Raw genomic sequence first — 17012 nt, 5'->3', positions numbered from 1 at the left:
TTCTCCTTTTAATAGCCGGATGTGCCGGTGGCAGGGATGGCGTTACCGCGCGCAAGGGCGATGGCTTCGCGCGAGGCGCGGCCCAGTTGCATGACGTCGTTTGCCGGGGTGACGAAATGAAACCCCTGGACAATACGCGCTGCGGCAGCCGCGCCGGAGGTGCAGAAAATCCCGGCGATTTTTTGCTGCTGACGACAGCGGTCGATCACCCGCTCAACGGCAGCAAGCATCTCCGGGTGTTGGGATTCGGCGCTGGCGTTGCCCGTCAGCGTCAGCGAGAGATCGTTAGGGCCTATAAACACGCCATCCAGCCCGTCGGTGTCGAGAATGGCGTCTAAATTTGCCAGCCCTTCGCGGGTTTCGATCATCGCCAGCGTCAGGATTTCGTCGTTGGCGTGCTGCGGATAATCGCTGCCGCCGTAAAGCAGGCCCCGCGCCGGACCAAAGGAACGTACGCCCAGCGGCGGATAACGGCAGGCGGCGACGAAGCGGCGTGCCTCCTCGGCGCTGGAGATCATCGGACAAATCACCCCGTAAGCCCCGGCATCCAGTACGCGCATGATTTGCGCCGGATCGTTATCCGCCACCCGCACCAGCGGCACCGCTGGCGTGGCCGACAGCGCCTGCAGCATCGTCAGCGCGCTGGCAAAATCAATCATGCCGTGCTGGAGATCGACGGTTACGGCATCAAAGCCCTGCTGCCCGACAATTTCCGCACTGTAGCCGGAGGGGATCGCCAGCCAGCCGTTGATGATGGGGGTATTGTCCTGAAAGGCGGTTTTTAGTGTGTTCTTGCGCACGATATGCACTCCGTAATCCACTGGCGCAGCGGCGATGCGACCTCATCCGGGGTCTCGAGCGGAATAAAATGCCCGCCAGATGCCACCGTATGCCAGGTTGCGTTCGCGGCGCTTGCCGCCAGTAAGTGATGATGATGGGGCGTGCAGATCGGATCCTGCGCGCCGTTAAGGATCACTATCGGGCAGGGGAGATTGCCCAGCGCCAGCCGGTTGTCCTGCCGGTGAATGGCGATTTCCGTTTGCTGAGTAAAGGTCGTTACACCGCACTCGCTTGCCATCTGACAGATAATGTCCTGTAAGGCCCGGTCGTTGAGGCGCGACGGGGCGACGTAACGTTGCCACAGCGCCGGGACCAGCCAGTCAACTATTCCCTGCGCCCGGGCGGTGCGCACCGCGTCCCGCCGTGGCGCGGCGTTTTCCGGCGGATCGGCAAGCGGGTTGGCAGATATCAGCGCCAGCCCGCTAAGCCTCTCCGGCGCGTCAGCGGCCATGTGCAGCGCGACGATTGCCCCCAGCGAAAAACCGGCCAGCAAAAAGCGCGGCGGCAGCGCGCTGAGCAGACGCTGCGACGCCTGCCGCGCCGATTCTGCCCCCGTCAGCGTGACGCACAGCACCGCCGTCACGTTTAACCGCTCAATTACCGGCTGCCAGAGCCGGGCGTTGCACAGCGTGCCGCCAAGCAGCACCAGCGGCAGGTCGGTGTTATCCAGCAGAGCGTTTTCCATTGCGTGCCTCACGTTGCCGTCCAGCCGCCGTCAACCATCAGGGCGCTGCCGGTGATCATCGCGGCGGCCCCGGAGGCGAGGAACACCACCGGCCCCATAATGTCTTCCAGTCGGCCTAACCGGCGCAGCTTGATGTTCTCCAGCACGTAGCGGCGAAACGCCGGATCTTCCAGCGCCGATCGCGACAGATCGGTTTCAATGAAGGTCGGGCACAGCGTATTGACCCGGATCCCGGCCTCGCCCAGCTCCAGCGCCATCGTGCGGGTTAACCCTTCAAGCGCAAACTTAGAGGCGCAGTAAACGCTCCGCTCGGGGCCGCCCACGTGCCCCATTTGCGATGAGATATGGATGATTGATCCGGCGCGACCACCCGCCCGCATACGCCGCGCCACGCGCTGGCTGACGAAAAAAGTGGCGCGGAGGTTAAGCGACATCACCGCATCGAAGTCGTCTTCGTTGACCTCAAGAAACGGCTGGTGGCGGGCCAGCCCGGCGCTGTTCACCAGAATGTCGATCTCCGGCAGGGTCGCCAGCACGCGGTCAACCTCCTGGGCGTCGGTGATATCCAGCGTTACCGTATGGAGAGTGAGCCGATGCCCGGCGGCGAGACCGGCCGCCTGGTCCAGCGCCTCGCGGTTGCGGGCGGCAATCCACACCTCTGCGCCCGCCTGCGCGAGGGCGACGGCAGCGGCGAAGCCAATCCCTCGCGAGCCACCTGTCACCAGCGCGCGTTTGCCGTGCAGAGCGAAAGAGGGCGTTTGTACAAGCGTCATGGATTACACCTTTTCCCTGACCGGGGCCGGCATCGCGTAGGGCACCTCCGTCTGGCCATAGCGACGCACGCGAATATTGGCCTGCTCGGCGTGTCCGGCAAATCCTTCAAGCAGCGACAGGCGGGAACAATAGCTGCCGATTTCGGCCGTGGCTTCGTCGCTGAGGACTTTCTGGAAGGTGCAGGTTTTCATGAACTTGCCGACCCACAGCCCGCCGGTATAGCGTGCGGCTTTTTGCGTTGGCAGCGTGTGGTTGGTGCCGATCACCTTATCGCCGTAGGCGACGTTGGTGCGCGGGCCAAGGAACAGTGCGCCGTAGTTGGTCAGCCTGCTGAGGAACCAGTCGTCCCGGTCGGTCATCACCTGAACATGCTCGGAGGCGATGCGATCGGCCTCGGCCAGCATCTCTTCGTAGCTGTCACAGACGATGATTTCGCCATAATCCTGCCACGACTGGCGGGCGATATCGGCAGTGGGAAGTTTTTCCAGCAACCGCTCCACTTCCTGCAGCGTCTCTTTAGCAAGCGTCAGGGAATTGGTCAGCAGAATGGCAGGGGTGGTGACGCCGTGTTCGGCCTGCCCGAGCAGGTCCGTGGCGCATATTTCTGCGTCTACGGTGTCATCGGCGATGACCAGCGTTTCCGTCGGCCCGGCAAACAGATCGATACCCACCCGGCCAAAGAGCTGGCGCTTGGCCTCCGCAACAAAGGCGTTGCCGGGGCCGACCAGCATATCTACCGGTGCCAGCGAGTCGGTGCCCAATGCCATTGCGCCAATCGCCTGAATGCCGCCCAGGGCATAGATTTCCGTTGCGCCCGCCATCTTTTGTGCCGCGACAATCGCCGGGGCGGGTTCGCCGTTAAACGGCGGGGCACAGCTGATGATCCGCGAGCAGCCCGCCACGCTGGCGGTAATGATCGACATATGGGCAGAGGCCAGCAGCGGATATTTCCCGCCGGGGACATAACACCCTACGGCGTTGATCGGAATATTTTTATGGCCGAGGATCACGCCGGGGCGCGTTTCAATTTCGAGATCCCGCAGGCACTCTTTCTGCGCGCGGGCAAAATTCGCCACCTGCTGTTGGGCAAATTCAATATCCTGAATATCCTGGCGGCTTAACTGTTTTATACAGCGGTCGATCTCCGCTGGCGTCAGGCGATAATCCTGACGGTCATAGCGATCGAATTTAATCGATAATTCACGAATGGCTTTATTTCCCCGCTTCTCAATATCCGCCAGGATATGTTCAACTGTTTCTCTGACCTGCTGATTCGCCTGCTGGCGCTCTTCGGTACTTTTACCGCTTTTCAATTTCCACGACACACGCTTCTCCTTACCTTTTTAAGATGTCAGTTGCCCTCCCGGCGAGCCGGGATAAATGAATTACTGCAGAATGTGTTAATGATCCGGCGCGGCGGCGTAAGCCCCGTTTTTTAATAAGCGGGACGCGTGTTGCGCCTTACGGGCATAAACCCAGCGTGCGGACAGCGGCGTGGCAATCGCAGCGACGACCGAGAGCGCGGCAATTAACAGGTAACCGGACGAGATATTAATATGTTGCATCATCACGCCCATCATCACCGGCCCAACAAACATGCCGCAGGAATAGATCGTCTGGAATAATCCCATGCGGGTGGATTGTTCATCGGCGGTGGTATTCACCACGCTGAGCGACATAAATGCCGCAAACGCCATGCCGAAGGAAAAACCTGCCAGCGCCTGGAGCAAATAAATGACATATAAATTGCTGGTAAAAGGAATGCCAAGCGTCGAGATCACCTGTAACACAATGCCGAGCACGGCGGTTTTTACCAGCCCAAGGCGCTGATAAAACACCGAGCTGCACAGGGCAATGGCCAGCCCGTAAAAAAGAAGATGGATATTACCGAGCAGGGCGAGGATCCCCGCCCGGGCGCCCAGTTGTTCGGCGTAGACCGGCGTCAGGGTGTCGCGAGTGGCAAAGGGAACCAGAATCACGATGGTCGCCAGGATGCCAATCAACCAGACTGAACGGTCGGCCAGCTGCTGTCGCGCCCCGGTGATGCAGGCTTTCAGCGTGGGAGCTTGCACCGGATCATGAACGTCCTGAATGCGGGTCGTCAGGATCAACGCCACCAGGGCCGAGATGCAGGAGACGAAAAAGGCGATGTTGTTAGCGAAGTAGTGGATCAGCACGGCGCCAATACAGTTGCCGAGGAACACGCCGATCGGCCCGGCCAGCGCCAGCAGCGCCACGGCCGCCGGGGCTTCGTTACGGTCGAAATAGCGAATGAACAAAATGTTATACAGCACCCACGTGGCCGCCGTGACGCCGTCAGCCGCTTTAGCCATATATAACGTGACGGCGTTAGGCTCGAACCAGGCGATCGGCCAGGCGATAATGGGCAGCAGTAAACCGATTTGAATAAAAATCCTGCGGCTCTTTACCACGTCGGAGATGATCCCCAACGGGAAACGGATAAGCAGCGTAGCCAGCCCGGACGCCCCCATAATGATGCCCATTATCTGTGGCTCGAAGCCCTGGTTGATCATCATTGGTGCCAGGAAGGCATCGATGCTGTGAATACAGATAAAGAACAGGACGCTGATGATGAAAAAGAGCCGGGCTTCCCGACGGCGTAACAGTGCTCGAAACATGGTTTTGAACCTCTTAAAAGTAATGGGTTACAACCAGCCAAGTACGACGTTTACCGGTTCAATCCTTTGGGCGACTCCTGTTCTCTCCGGTACCTTTGACGGTATGAAAACTCTTTGCATACGTATTCAAGCTTTGAAGTTACGAAAAGGTTTCATGTTTGTAAAGTGATCTCGATCTTGTTGTGAGAATTTTATTTTTTTGTGTTGCATACGCATGCAAAGGTGGTGTAAGTATAAAAAACACCCACCTGCTGAAGCGTCCGGAACAGGTGAAAAAAGGGGCTTTTTCGCGGTCCGTGAACAGAATGAACGTGGGTAAGTCGTTGATAAGGAAAACGGGGTAATGAAACGTAAGACTTTTGCAGCAGTCACATCTCAACAGGTCGCGCAGCTGGCGGGAGTATCGCAATCCGCTGTGTCGCGAACGTTCACGCCCGGGGCCAGTATTTCACCGGCAACACGTGAAAAAGTGCTGAAAGCGGCGCGTGAGCTTGGTTATCGTCCAAACGCGATAGCCCGGTCGCTCAACACGGCCCGCTCGCGCATTATTGGGGTGGTGATCTCTTACTTCGATAACCCCTTTTACTCGCAGGTGCTGGAGGCGCTGGCACAAAAGCTGGATACGCTGAACTATCACCTGCTGCTGTTTGTCGGCGACCGGGAAGGCAACGTCGACCGCATTTTCGACCAGATTATGCAGTACCGCGTGGACGGTATCGTGCTGGCATCGGTCACGCTGTCGCTGGAGTTATCCGAGGAGTGCCTCGCCGCCGGGATCCCGGTGGTGTTGTTTAACCGCAGCGAAGAGAGTGGGATGGCCTCCAGCGTCAACAGCAATAACGAGGCGGCGTCACGGCAGATAGCCGAGTTTCTGCTGGCGGGGGAGCACAAGCGTTTCGCCTACGTTGGCGGCGTGCCTGACTCGCCGGTCAATATCGCCCGTCAGCGCGGGTTTATCTCCACCCTGCAAGAGCACGGTATCACCGATGTGCAGGTGGTGAATGGCAATTACGACGTTCAGCACACCACGCAGGCAGCCTATGCTCTGTTTTCGGCAACGCCTGTGCCGGATGCGGTCTTTGTCGCCAACGATCATATGGCCGTGACGGTGATGGATGTGGCGCGCTATGCGTTTGGCTTGCGCATTCCCGAGGAGGTGTCCGTTGTCGGGTACGACGACATCGGCCCCTCAGGCTGGCCCTCCTATGCATTAACCTCTGCATCACAGCCGGTGGGCGAAATGGTGGACGCCACGGTCGAGTTATTAATGAAGCAAATTGAAAGCGAAACCATAGAGCCTGAGCAGATTACAGTGCCCGGTACGCTGGTTATACGCCACTCAGCCCGCCGCCCGCGCAGTGGCGTTATCGAAAAAGATGGCTTATCGCTATTCCAGACTAAGGAGCTCAAATGACCAGATTGCGGGGCTTCAGCCCACAGTTCGACTCCATCCAGCAGTTTATTTTGACGCTGACACACGTGGTATGGGAGCAGAAAGACATTGGTCAGCTGGCGGATTTTTACGCCACGCCAGTGGTATTTACGACCCCGGAAAAACAGCTGCATGAGCTGTCACAGTTTATGCGCCTCACCCTTGAGGCGATGCACAGTTTTCCGCAGCGCAACGTGCTGACCGAGGACATCCTCTGTAGCCAGAATCCGGGTGACGAGTACTATGCCGCTCAGCGCACCGTCGCGCGGATCCAGCATCAGGGGGAGGGCTTTTTTGGTCCGCCAACTGGCAAAAATGTCTGGGTACGTACGTGGGCCGATCGCATTTGCGTCGACGGAGCCGTGCGTCAGGAGTGGCTGCTGCAGGATCGCGCCGCCATCGTGTCGCAACTGGGGCTGGATATCCGCGAGTTTGCTTTTAACCTGGCGACCATGCGTCAGCAGCTTGGGCTGGAGTCTGTTTCCGCCGAGACGCTGGATGCGCGCTGGGCGGGAGGCCCAGAAGGCGATGATGTGGAAGGTGTACTTGCAGGCGTGGTGGAGCGCTACCTGACGATGTGGGCGGGCGGCAACAGCGGCGTGGTACCCGGTTTATACCACCCGGCGGCAACGCTCTATGCGCCCGGCCATTGCACCTGTACCGGTGAACAGGAGATCGGCGCACAGCTTTCCGGCTACCGCGCCTCGTTTGCCGACAGCGAAACGCAACTGCACCACCTGGTTGTGCGTAAAGATCCCAACGAGCCGGTTCGCATTTCATTGCGCTGGTCGCTGCTGACCTGGCATGACGGATACGGCAAGTTTGGCGCGCCGACGCGTAAACCTGTTTCAGTCACCGGTATTACCCAGCTTGAATTACGCGATGGGTTAATTTTCCGTGAATATTTAGGTATTGATGAATTAGCGATTTGGTCGCAAATATTTAATTAACGGGGCGGCAGCCTCCTTATTTCCGCTGCCAATACTCATCATTTTTAATTCACCCTCACTTACGGGTGCGGGTTCTTATACCCTAAATAATTCGCGTAGCCAACGCATCTGCAACGCGAAGTATTACGGGTATATTTTCTGAAAATAGAGCAGGAGTTTATATGTCTTCCACTGAAGCAACAAATAAAGCACCAGCCGTACCCGAAAAAAGCAGCGTGAAAGCGCTTAAAGAAGAGTCCGTATTACAGGTCGAGCGCCGTGATTTTGTCGATCTGGTGCCGGAGAATCGCCCGCGTGCGCAGTCATTAAGAGGCTTTGACGACTGCTATACCGATATCGTCGATTATATTGTTCGCTGCACCCATAAAATATGGGATGAGCGCGACGTGGGCTTAATTTATTCCCATTATACCCATAACTGCGTGCTTTATAACGCGCTGGGGACATTATATAACCGCGAACAGGTGGTGCAGGATACATTGCAGCGCCTGGTTGCTTTCCCGGAACGCCGCGGCATGGCAACCCAGGTTATCTGGAACGGAAATGATGTCGACGGTTTTTATACCTCGCATCTGGTCACGGGAAGCGGGCGCCATACCCAGTACAGCCATTTAGGCAAACCGACCAACCGCACATTTGTTACCCGGACCGTGGCGGATTGCATGATCCACGAGAACAAAATTTATCGCGAGTGGGTGGTCAGCGACAACATGTCGTTAATGAAACAGCTTGGCCTTAACACCGATGAAGTCGCCTTTAATATGGCCAAAGAGCAGTTTGATAAAGGCTTCCGCGTGATGGATATCGGCGAAAACGGCCGCATGCTGGGGCAATATCCGCCGGAGATCGCGTGCGATGTTTCTCTTGCGCACAGCGATACGGAAGAGCAGTGCCTGCGCTGGCTGCATGAGATCTACAACCGCCGGATGTTCGGCAAAATCAAAGAGGTGTATGCCCCGAACGTGCAGTGGCACGGCCCGTTGATGAAAGAGCTGTACGGAACGGCGGCAGTGACCCACCAGACGCTGGCGCTGGTGGGTATGATCCCTGACGGCGCGTGGCTGCCGCAGCATATCTGCTCCAACCCTTGCGACGAGGGCGGCGTGAAGGTGGCGGTTCGCTGGATTATCGAAGGGCATCACCTGGGTTACGGCGAGCTGGGTAAACCGACCGGAGAACGACTGTTCGTGATGGGGATGTCGCACTACCACATCCTCAACGGGAAAATTGTTGATGAGTGGGTGGTTTACGATCACCTGGCGCTGCTGGCGCAAATCAAACTTGGCCAGATGGAGGATGCGTAAATGTTGAATGACGTAATCTGGATCAAGCATCCGCAGGGGCAGGATGCACAGGCCGATCGTTCGCTGACGGAGACGGTCAGCGGAATTATTGCGCGGGTAAAAGATGAAGGTGACGCGGCGCTAAGGGCCTATTCACAGCAGTTCGATAAGGTTGTGCCAGCCCAGTTCGAAGTGAGTGAACAGGAGATTGCCGAAGCACTTGCCGGTATGGACGCCCAGACGCGTCGCGACAGTGAATTTGCCATCAGTCAGGTGCGCCGTTTTGCCCAGGCGCAGCTGGCGACCATGCAGCCGCTGGAGGTCGAGACCCTGCCGGGCGTGCACCTGGGGCACCGGATCATCCCGGTGCAGACGGTGGGCTGCTACGTCCCCGGAGGACGCTATCCGATCCTCTCCGCGCCGGTAATGTCGATTGTTCCGGCGACGGTGGCGGGCTGCGAACAGATCATTGCCTGTCTGCCGCCGGGCGCGCATCCGGCGATGATCGCGGTGTGCCATCTGGCGGGCGCGCATCGCATCTTCAAAGTTGGCGGCGCGCAGGCGATTGCGGCCATGGCCTGGGGGACGGACAGCATACCGTCGGTGGATAAAATCGTGGGGCCAGGCAACGCCTTTGTTAACGAGGCGAAACGTCAGGTGTTTGGCAAAGTCGGCATTGATGCCCTCGCCGGGCCGAGCGAGATTTTCACCATAGCGGACGACAGCGCCGACCCGCGTATTCTGGCCGCTGATATGCTGGCCCAGGCAGAGCATGACGTACATACCCGCGTCGGGCTGGCGACGACCAGCCGGGAGATTGCCGAGCGTACGCTGGCTGAGGTTGAGCGCCAGTTGGCCAGCCTGCCCACGGCGGCAACGGCAGGCGAGGCGTGGCGTCGACAGGGCGAGATTGTACTTTGCGAAGACGAAGCGCAACTCATCGCCTTTGCTGACCATATGGCGACGGAACATCTTCAGGTGCATACCCGCGATCCGCACGCCACGGCGGCGAAGATCCGCAACTATGGCTCGCTGTTTATTGGGCAGAACGCCAGCGTAGTGTTCTCCGATAAATGCTGCGGGACCAACCACACGTTGCCAACCATGGCGGCGGCGCGCTATACCGGCGGCTTGTGGGTGGGGGCGTATGTCAAAATCTGCACCCATCAGTGGATTGATGAGCAGGGCATCCCGGCAATTGCGGAACCGGCGATCCGCCAGAGCCGTACTGAAGGGATGCAGGGGCACCGGCGGGCGGCGGAGATCCGATTGCGTGCGCAGGACATCGATGCAATCACCTCAGGCATGCGGGACTAAATCAAAGACAGTGCCGGGCGACATGCGCCCGGCTTTTAGCACAGGAATTCTCACGCATGACCATGATGCGCCTGATACCACCGGAGGATTGCCCGGATGAAATCGCCCGTCGGCTTAACGCGATAAAACAGCAGCATGGGCTAAACGCCATCCTCGGCGTTAACCCCGACGCCATGCTACTGGCGAAACGGTGCCAGCAGCAGCGTCAACGCGGAGAGCGTATCGGGCCTTTGCACGGGGTGCCGTTGATTATCAAGGATAATATTGCCTGCGCGCCGCTGCCCATTACCCTTGGCTGCCGGGCGCTGGCCTCGCTCAGGGCGACCTCAGACGCGCGGGTGATACAGCGTTTGCGCCGGGCCGGCGCCATTATTCTCGCCAGGGCCAATATGTCCGAGTTTGCATTTGACGTGCGGTCCCGAAGCTCGCTGGGCGGCGATGTGGCAAACCCGCTTCTCCCGTCGGTGACCGCCGGCGGTTCCAGCGGAGGTTGCGCCGCCGCGGTGGCCGCTGGCATGGCCGATGGTGCGCTGGGAACTGACACCGGCGGCTCCATTCGTATTCCCTGTAGCTATACCGGGCTGGTGGGGCTGCGCCCAGCCTATCGCCGCGCGCAGCTGGACGGTGTGGCACCGCTCTCTCCCAGTAAAGATACCGTTGGGCCCATGGTTCACAGCGTGGAAGATGCGGCCATGTTGCACGCCATCATCCACGGTCTGCCGCCGATTCCGCTGCCGCCACGTTCGCTGAAAGGTGTGCGCTTCGGCGTGATAACCGCGTTGCAGGGAAGCGATGACGTGCAGCTGGCGGTCTGGAACCCGGCGCTGCATGCGTTAAGTCGGGCAGGGGCGACGCTGGTTGAGATAGCATTACCTTTTATGGATGAAGTCAGACAGGAGACCTGCCTGAGCCTGTCTGAATTTCGCGTGGCGATCGATCATTGGCTGACAAAACAACCTGATGCACCTGCCGGGCTGAAGCACATTGTCGACTCCGGCGCATTTTTGCCTGAGTTCGCACCCTTTCTCAGGCAGATGATGACGTATAACACGCTCAAAACCCCGCTCTGGCTGGCGGGGCGGCGTTTTCAGCGCCAGCTGCGCCAGAACCTGTGCCATGTAGCGGAGGAGCTGCGGCTGGATGGATTTGTGTATCCCACGGTACAGCGGTTGCCGGACAGCATGGCGAAAATGCCGCCCGGCTGCGCGCCTGAGTTGTCCGCGATAAGCGGTCTGCCTGCAATAACCTTGCCCTGTGGCGTGAGCCGCAGTGGGCTGCCAGTGGGCATGGAGATTTTATCGGTGCAGGCGGAGGAGACGGGGTTGTTGGCGCTGGCGCGGGGTTGTGAGCGGGCGTTGGGTGGGAAGTGGTGAAAGGGTTAAGGTGCACACATTTCGTAGGGCTTGTGCCGTGCAGTCTTCAGGAGGTCTTCGGATAATTCTGATCATCACCGATCGAGAATTTTGGAAAAACGGACAACATAGTTAACACCGTTAACTATGTTATGTATCATACGCCTTCACATCATTGAAGGTCCTGGACTATGGAACAGTCAGAAATTCGTTCTTTCCGCGCAACATTGCGAGAAATGGTCAGAGAACTGGGTATGCTCAGCCGTAAAGCAAGTGGAACCGAGTTATCCCCTCTCCAGAGTCATATATTGATTGAACTCAGCAATCGTCCTGAGGGGTGTACCGATCTCGCCTCGAAGCTTTGCGTTGAGAAAGCAAGTATGAGCCGCACACTAAAGAATCTTAGTGATGAGGGATACCTGCTTAAAGAAAATGACGCCCAGGATGGCAGAGCCTCTCTGTACAGATTAAGCGACTCCGGAAAGCAACTCCTGTCTAAGCTTGAAGAAAACGCCGACAGGTTTGTTGTGGACGCTCTCGCATCATCATCTGAGGAAGAAATTCAGGTTTTACGTAAATCCTTACTGCACTTTTCAGGTAGTTTGCGTAATGCACGTCGCCAGCGTGAATCAAATATCGTTATCAGGCGTCTGGAGCCACAAGATAACGCCGCAATCGCAGATATTATCCGTAATAGCTTTCGTGAGAATAAAATCGATCATCTTGAGGGCGTAAGTCTCCATGATCCAGAACTCGATTCCTTAAGTGAAGCCTATAAGCATCCCGGTTCCGGATATTGGGTTGCTGAAGCAAATGGAATGATTGTCGGGGGAGCGGGACTCGCGTCACTGGACGGAGAAACTGGCATTTGCGAAATGCAGAAGTTATTTTTCAAAAGCGAAGTACAAGGAATGGGACTGGGCAGACGAATGATCGCTTTTATTCTTTCTCAGGCTTCAGTCATGGGATACCACGCCTGTTATCTTGAAACTCTTAAAGAGCTGAAGCATGCCGTGCGTCTCTACGAAGCTTTTGGATTCAAACATATTGCACGACTTGGCAATACCGGCCATGACAGCTGTGACATATACATGTTGAAAAAAATGTAGCAATCATCTTTTTGTATTTCTTTTTTGTATAAACCAAAGATGAATACCATCTGGTACCTGTTTCCTTAATTTGGTACCAGTACGTGTAGTGACGCATTAAGGGTATGAACAACATATAACTACAGTCAGATTAACTGCGTTTTACATGGCAATACCGTCGCCAGTGAAGATGAATTTTCATCTCATTTATGGAGAGCGACTATTTAAATTATGGAGCAATTATCAATATGGTGGTCAGCTGTCTGCCTTCTCTTAAATGTAAACATGGACTTTATATTGTACTTTTTATGCAGCCCGGACTGGCTACTGGAAGTGAAGTCAATATAAATGAACAAACCATGAATGCCAGAGAAAGTATATATCGCGCGTTACATGAAGGGCAAAATAGCCGTGAAGAAACTCTCGCACGGACAAGAGCGGGGGCTGGCGCAAAACTCGCTCAGGTGTTAGGGCAGGACGCTTCCGCCCAACGCATTGGTGCCGTAGGGGGAAGCATGGCCTCCGGACTCTTCAGCTCAGCCGTACAGCAAAGTCTTTCTTCTTTTGGTACAGCAAGAGTGAAGCTGAATTTAAGCAGCGTACACCTTGAAGGCAGTGAATTTGATTTTTTACTGCCCCTTTATGAAAACCGCAGCCATCTGTTTTTTTCCCAGACGGGAATAAGACGGATTGACGACAGGACCATGGCGAATCTCGGTATGGGTTATCGATTCTGGCCTTCTGACACCGCCATGTTCGGCGCCAATATGTTTTACGATTACGACGTCAGTCGCCAGCATAAGCGCCTTGGCACAGGTCTTGAGTATGCGCGCGATTTCTTTCGAGTTTCTGCGAATGGCTATTACCGGCTCAGCGACTGGAAACGCTCGCGCGATCTCACGGACTATCACGAACGCGTCGCTAATGGCTTTGATATCCGGACAGAGGCCTGGCTTCCTCGTTTGCCGCAGTTAGGCGGAAAAATCACCTGGGCGCGATATTATGGCGATCGGGTCGGCATTTTTGGCCCGAATGATCTTCAGAAAGATCCTCAGGTACTGACCCTTGGCCTGAATTACACACCTGTACCCCTGGCGGGCATTTCACTGCAAAAAACGGTTAACACGCGTGGCGGGGGAGACGAATTTTCCGTAGGGCTTAACTTCTCCTGGCAGTTTGGCTTGCCGCTCAAAACGCAGCTTGACCCGGACCGCGTTCGTTTTAACCGCACGCTGGCGGGCTCCCGCTATGACCTGGTGGACAGAAACAACGTTATTGTTCTGGAATATAAAAAGGATCGCCTGTTTAACGTGTCTCCTCATCACAAGGTTTCGGGCGTTGAAAGCAGCCAGCTCGCGCTAAACCTGGATATTTCTTCGCGCTATGCCGTGACCGGGATTAGCTGGCAGGGCGAGGCGTTCTTCGCCGCCGGTGGTGATATTACCTATGTAAACGGCGCCTACGTTATGGCTCTGCCCGAATGGCAAACAAACGGAAGTAATCATTACCAGCTGGAAGGACGCGCCATTGATGAAAAAGGCAATCTTTCAGCGCCGTTCCGCGTCGAGGTGGATGTTGTGCCGATGGATGTCAACATCTCACTTGCGGGCGATCTGAAGGGCGAAGAGGGACAAACGCTGGCGATCGGCCTCAATGTTCGCACTACCGGCGCCATTGGCAAAGTTGACTGGAAGGCGCCTGAATTTCTTGCTGCCGGGGGCAAATTTATCCAGACGCGTGCTGCAAAAGCAGATAGCCTGAGCCTGAACTATAGTGCCGTTCTGCCTCCTTATAAGGCTGGCGGTGAAAACAGTTATCCCATTGAAGTGACGGTGAGTGACAGCGAGGGGAACATTTCTAACACCGCTTCAGCCCGAATCGTGGTTGAGCCTCGCTCTATTGTGCTCACCGTTCCGCCAGAGGTAGCGGGTAATGAGGGGGAGCGTATTGCGCTGCCGCTGACGATTGATGCAAGAACTCCCGTAACCCGGCTCGACTGGGAGGCGCCCGAGTTTATTGCCCGTGGGGGTAAAGTCAGCGTGGAAAAAGAAAAAGTCTGGCTGGAACTGCCTGCGTGGTCGGACGTGGGCTCCAACCAGTATGTCATTACTCTTACCGCAGGTGACGATCAGAATCACCGTTCCGCGCCGGTAACCGCCACTGTTTCAGTGGCTTCAGCGACCGTTAACCTTATTCTTGATGAAAATATGACGGGTAAATCAGGTGAGGAACTTGTCGTTACGCCGCAGGCCAGCGCCCAGTCCGGCATCGATCGCATCGAGTGGCAGGGTGAGGCATTTTTCAGCGCTGGCGGGAAAATCACGCAGGACGGCACGAATGCCTGGCGGTTCACCCTGCCTTTATGGAAAAAAGAGGGGACCAACCGCTATTCTGTGCGCGCTGTCGCATGGGATAAGTCAGGCCGTTCATCGACACCGGTCACCCTGACGCTAGAGGTGAGGCCTGTCAACATTGCCGTTTCGGCGCCCGGCACGCTGACAGGAACCGAGCAGGAGACGGTGGATGCCACCCTGAACGTGGTGTCAGAAGGAACTACCGTAAGTGACGTCCAATTCAGCGCGGAGGATTTCCTTGCCGCAGGCGGTAAAATTACCGGCACACTGCCTGACTATCATTTTGTCATGCCCGCATGGCAGGCAACGGGAAGCAACCACTACAGCATCACGGTTACCGGAAAGGACGCGCACGGCAATATCAGTGAACCGACGAAGATAGATATCGCCGTCAGTCAGGCCCCGTTCGTCATCACCGCGGATACGGCCGTCACGGGCTTTGAGGGCAGTACAACCGAGGTGACGCCGGAGGTTCAGAGTCTGTACGGTGTGGCGAATTACAAGATTGACGCTTCCGCCTTCAAAGCCGCCGGGGGCACTATCATGGAGAAAGAGGGAAGCTCTAAGTTGACCCTGCCGGGCTTTGTCGTGGGTGGGGAAAACCGATACCCAGTAACGATACGGGCCGTCGATAAGAGAGGCCGGGTATCCTCACCGCTGGATTTGAACATCGTTGTTACAACACGACTTCTGGATGCGAGCGGCCAGTGCTCTGTTGTGGGTGGGGGCGAGGGTTATGCGAACCAGATTGATAAAGAGAGTGTAAATTATCAGGAAGCGACCGATTATACGACGCTGAAGGCGCTGGTTGATGCCGGAACGCCCTATATCTATATCCCGGGCGATGTTGAAATTGAATTACCGGTCACGAAAAATGCAATCTTTATTAAAAGCGGAACGACTATTTTCAGCGACCGCGGTTCTGACGGTAGCGAGGGAGCTCGCCTCAGCATTCCCTATTTGAGCGAACAAAATAATCAGTTCCCGATTATTGTTATGGACAGCAATACGCGAATGTCTGGCATTCGCTATGAGGGACCCTATAAAGGTACGCTGACTAAAAATACCACTATTGGTATCCAGACGGTGGAAGGCAGCCATAATGTTGAGGTGGATAATATGGAGCTCTGGGGATGGCCATGGGCAGCCGTGAGTGTGAAAAAATCGACAAATGTGCGGGTACATCACAGCTATATCCATGACAATATCAAATCTGAACTCGGTTATGGCGTTGTTGTTCAAAACGGCAATGCCACGGCGGAAGTTGCCTGCAATCTTTTTAACAGCAACAGACATTCGATTGCCGGCAGCGGCAAGGCTGGAGAGGGATATGCGGCGCATCACAATCTGGTATTAAATGGTGGCGGGCGCGGCGCTTATCATCAGTTTGACATGCATAAATATCAGTCTGAAGGGGCCGGCGCGTTTATGGAAGTCACGCAAAACTGGTTTGACTATGGCCGCTACGGTACCAGCAATCGATCCTCAATTGGCGTGCGTGGTCAGCCATCGAGGGGGCCTATTACCGTGACCGATAACTGGTTCAGTCAGCCCTGGAAAAATGGAACCCAGTATGCAGTAGCGGGAGAATATGGCACCTGGGTTCCCACTGTTGAATCTATACTGGCGACCAATAAATTCAGCGTGAAGTTTAACTATCTAGAAAAGGGTAATAACCAGTGCGTGATTGACTGGCTAAGTTACAGCCAGAGCATTAACTGTTCGGCTGTAAATTAACCGTCAGGCAGTGGCATTCTCATCAGCGCGGGTACAGGTACGTCGCGAATATGGGGGAAAAGACACAGCGCTGAGTTAAAGATAAAACACAGGGGAAAATCCCCTGTGTTTTTTCATCCTGAATGTGGTGACTGGGGAAAACATTTTCCCTCTCAACTCGATGTGTAGTGCTACTCACAGTTCATTACTATTCGTGAGGCTGTTACAGCACGCTGTAATTTCCTGCGCCTCACTCAGGCTTCTGAAGCGATAAAAATACAGTGTCTCTGCCGGGTACGTCCGACGTAGTCTGCTTCCTTGAGTTGAGCAGATTCGATTTTCTTGATCGATAGAAATATGTCTTGCCATTGCTGGGTTTTCATCGATTATGGCATCTCAACAACAATAATGCTTAAAGAGGAACCTAACAGGTTCGGATTTAATGAGTTGGCATCAGACTTCGCGGGACAAAATGCAGGCACAAAAAAGCCCGCAGGGCTTGTGCCATGCGGGCTCTTAGGACTTCATCGGATGACTCTGAAAATCACCGATGGAGAATTTTGGGCTGGCGTCCCTGTGATT

Annotated in this window: 12 protein-coding genes; 7 read left to right on the top strand and 5 right to left on the bottom strand. The window is 55.9% G+C overall.

The genetic code is table 11. The features are described from left to right. Nucleotides 1-8: 8 nt before the first annotated feature. The 5 genes from QLG21_RS19495 to QLG21_RS19475 all read right to left on the bottom strand — a co-directional run bounded on the left by QLG21_RS19495 (nt 9) and on the right by QLG21_RS19475 (nt 4938). Nucleotides 9-800, bottom strand: coding sequence for an aldolase/citrate lyase family protein (locus tag QLG21_RS19495; protein ID WP_282485034.1), 792 nt, complete (start codon nt 798-800; stop codon nt 9-11). Further along, on the bottom strand, nt 782-1525 hold the full coding sequence (locus QLG21_RS19490; protein WP_282485033.1) for an alpha/beta hydrolase: 744 nt from the start codon (nt 1523-1525) through the stop codon (nt 782-784). The genes QLG21_RS19495 and QLG21_RS19490 overlap by 19 nt, the downstream gene beginning before the upstream one ends. 8 nt (nt 1526-1533) lie before the next feature. Continuing rightward, nucleotides 1534-2298 (bottom strand): SDR family oxidoreductase, encoded by a 765-nt coding sequence (locus tag QLG21_RS19485; RefSeq protein ID WP_282485032.1) that lies wholly within the window; start codon nt 2296-2298, stop codon nt 1534-1536. A 3-nt stretch (nt 2299-2301) separates the two neighbouring features. Next, nucleotides 2302-3624 carry a histidinol dehydrogenase gene (gene hisD / locus QLG21_RS19480; RefSeq protein ID WP_137849782.1) on the bottom strand — a complete coding sequence of 441 codons (1323 nt, stop codon included), beginning with the start codon at nt 3622-3624 and terminating at the stop codon, nt 2302-2304. A 75-nt stretch (nt 3625-3699) separates the two neighbouring features. Further along, nucleotides 3700-4938: an MFS transporter gene (locus QLG21_RS19475; protein ID WP_282485031.1), complete on the bottom strand. Its 1239-nt coding sequence runs from the start codon at nt 4936-4938 to the stop codon at nt 3700-3702. Nucleotides 4939-5281: 343 nt separating this feature from the next. Between QLG21_RS19475 and QLG21_RS19470 the strand changes: the two genes are divergently transcribed. The 7 genes from QLG21_RS19470 to QLG21_RS19440 all read left to right on the top strand — a co-directional run bounded on the left by QLG21_RS19470 (nt 5282) and on the right by QLG21_RS19440 (nt 16451). Then, entirely contained in the window at nt 5282-6352 is a 1071-nt protein-coding gene (locus QLG21_RS19470; protein WP_282485030.1) for a LacI family DNA-binding transcriptional regulator, read from the top strand. Beyond that, nucleotides 6349-7320 (top strand): nuclear transport factor 2 family protein, encoded by a 972-nt coding sequence (locus QLG21_RS19465; protein ID WP_282485029.1) that lies wholly within the window; start codon nt 6349-6351, stop codon nt 7318-7320. The genes QLG21_RS19470 and QLG21_RS19465 overlap by 4 nt, the downstream gene beginning before the upstream one ends. A gap of 161 nt (nt 7321-7481) precedes the next feature. Further along, nucleotides 7482-8624: an ester cyclase gene (locus tag QLG21_RS19460; protein WP_006178071.1), complete on the top strand. Its 1143-nt coding sequence runs from the start codon at nt 7482-7484 to the stop codon at nt 8622-8624. Beyond that, the gene (gene hisD, locus QLG21_RS19455; RefSeq protein ID WP_006178070.1) at nt 8625-9920 is read left to right on the top strand and encodes a histidinol dehydrogenase; all 1296 of its coding nucleotides are present in this window, start codon (nt 8625-8627) and stop codon (nt 9918-9920) included. It begins immediately after the preceding gene. Between the two features lie 62 nt (nt 9921-9982). Beyond that, on the top strand, nt 9983-11293 hold the full coding sequence (locus QLG21_RS19450) for an amidase family protein (protein WP_348994651.1): 1311 nt from the start codon (nt 9983-9985) through the stop codon (nt 11291-11293). A 170-nt stretch (nt 11294-11463) separates the two neighbouring features. Further along, nucleotides 11464-12381: a bifunctional helix-turn-helix transcriptional regulator/GNAT family N-acetyltransferase gene (locus QLG21_RS19445; RefSeq protein WP_137849778.1), complete on the top strand. Its 918-nt coding sequence runs from the start codon at nt 11464-11466 to the stop codon at nt 12379-12381. Nucleotides 12382-12569: 188 nt separating this feature from the next. After that, nucleotides 12570-16451 (top strand): inverse autotransporter beta domain-containing protein, encoded by a 3882-nt coding sequence (locus QLG21_RS19440; RefSeq protein ID WP_282485027.1) that lies wholly within the window; start codon nt 12570-12572, stop codon nt 16449-16451. Nucleotides 16452-17012: the final 561 nt, after the last annotated feature.

This window comes from Enterobacter sp. V87_3 (genome assembly GCF_029967835.1).
Classification (GTDB): domain Bacteria; phylum Pseudomonadota; class Gammaproteobacteria; order Enterobacterales; family Enterobacteriaceae; genus Enterobacter; species Enterobacter cancerogenus.
The sequence above is the reverse complement of the archived record's forward strand: the minus strand, read 5'-3'. Positions and strand labels throughout refer to the sequence as shown.

Excerpts from the sequence above, each read along its gene's own strand:
- hisD (WP_006178070.1), top strand. The coding sequence starts at position 8,625 with ATGTTGAATGACGTAATCTGGATCAAGCATCCGCAGGGGCAGGATGCA.
- QLG21_RS19445 (WP_137849778.1), top strand. The coding sequence starts at position 11,464 with ATGGAACAGTCAGAAATTCGTTCTTTCCGCGCAACATTGCGAGAAATG.
- QLG21_RS19460 (WP_006178071.1), top strand. The coding sequence starts at position 7,482 with ATGTCTTCCACTGAAGCAACAAATAAAGCACCAGCCGTACCCGAAAAA.
- QLG21_RS19485 (WP_282485032.1), bottom strand. The coding sequence starts at position 2,298 with ATGACGCTTGTACAAACGCCCTCTTTCGCTCTGCACGGCAAACGCGCG.
- QLG21_RS19450 (WP_348994651.1), top strand. The coding sequence starts at position 9,983 with ATGATGCGCCTGATACCACCGGAGGATTGCCCGGATGAAATCGCCCGT.
- QLG21_RS19475 (WP_282485031.1), bottom strand. The coding sequence starts at position 4,938 with ATGTTTCGAGCACTGTTACGCCGTCGGGAAGCCCGGCTCTTTTTCATC.
- QLG21_RS19470 (WP_282485030.1), top strand. The coding sequence starts at position 5,282 with ATGAAACGTAAGACTTTTGCAGCAGTCACATCTCAACAGGTCGCGCAG.
- QLG21_RS19465 (WP_282485029.1), top strand. The coding sequence starts at position 6,349 with ATGACCAGATTGCGGGGCTTCAGCCCACAGTTCGACTCCATCCAGCAG.
- QLG21_RS19490 (WP_282485033.1), bottom strand. The coding sequence starts at position 1,525 with ATGGAAAACGCTCTGCTGGATAACACCGACCTGCCGCTGGTGCTGCTT.
- QLG21_RS19440 (WP_282485027.1), top strand. The coding sequence starts at position 12,570 with ATGGAGAGCGACTATTTAAATTATGGAGCAATTATCAATATGGTGGTC.